Here is a 1,094-nt window from a genome sequence, read left to right as displayed (position 1 = left end):
ACGCCGTTCTCGTCGCGGAAGGTGAGGAGCCGGGGCCGCAGCCGGTCGAAGACCTCGCCGAGACGGGTGAGTCCCGCCCAGGTCTGCATGTCCTTGACGGAGGCGGGCCCGAAGGCGGCGAGATAGCGCAGCACGGTGTCGTCGGGCGCCGGGGCCGGCCCCGGTGCCCGTCCCAGCCAGTGTTCGGCCGTGGTCAGCGCGACCTGTCCGCTGCGGCCCCACAGCCCGCGCGGGGTGACCTGCACGAGCGGCAGCACACACCGCGCGGCGAGGGAGAGGGCGGAAGGCGCGGCGGAGGGCCACTCCTGGCCGAGCACGTCCCGCAGCTCCTTCATGGTGTACGGCCGCTCCTCGACCAGCGCCCGCACGGTCCCGGCGAGCCGCTCCAGGTCCACGCCCTCCAGCTGCCCCCGGAACTGCCTGAGCTCGCGGTCGCGGGCCGCCTGGACGAGCGGGCGCAGGGTGAGGGCGTCGTCGGCGGTGTGGAGGTGGATGGTGGAGCGCAGGGTCACGATCCGTACGAGCTCGCGGGCCTCGATGAGCGCGGAGAGCCGCTCGGGCCGGAATCCGGCGAGGCGGGCCGAGAGCGCGAAGTAGGGCGGCTTCACGTTTTGGGCCTGGAGCCCCAGGAGGTGCGCGACGGCGTCCTTCGGCCCGAGCGCGGAGGTGCGGCGCAGGAGGTGCTGGCGGTCGAGGGTGGCGCGGTTGAGGGCACGGGGGGTGAGGGGTGAGGCCATAGGGGCAAGCTAACGCGGAAGGAGGACAGGTCCTGTCCGCCATATCCGCACGAGGGACTCTCCAAGGCGACCGATTGGTGTCCGAAACGCCAAGCCTGCGCCATTTGATCCCGATATCCTGCACCGAGACGACCGAGACGACCCAGCCCGTCGACGAAGACCCAGGATGAAGCGGGCAGAACGAGACGAGACGGGAACAAGACCGGATGGGCGGCGGACAGTGCGAGAGGTGAGGCCATGACCGACCGGGGAAGGGGCCCGGGCAGGTCCGCGCCCTCCGACCGGGAGAGGGGCACCGAGGGTTCCGCGCCGCGCGGGAAGCACTCCTGGCGACGCCAGCCGCCCCCGCCACCGATC

The 1,094-nt window shown here is 72.6% G+C and carries 1 protein-coding gene; it reads right to left on the bottom strand.

Going from position 1 to position 1,094, the window contains the following annotated elements; all coding sequences use genetic code 11:
- Positions 1–737 (bottom strand): winged helix DNA-binding domain-containing protein (locus ACJA3G_RS37445; protein WP_406557463.1); only part of this gene is annotated, 737 nt, incomplete at its 3' end.
- Positions 738–1,094: the final 357 nt, after the last annotated feature.

The organism is Streptomyces sp. YS-3, from assembly GCF_045257485.1.
In the GTDB taxonomy this organism is placed as follows: domain Bacteria; phylum Actinomycetota; class Actinomycetes; order Streptomycetales; family Streptomycetaceae; genus Streptomyces.
This window is presented reverse-complemented; position numbering and strand designations above follow the sequence as displayed.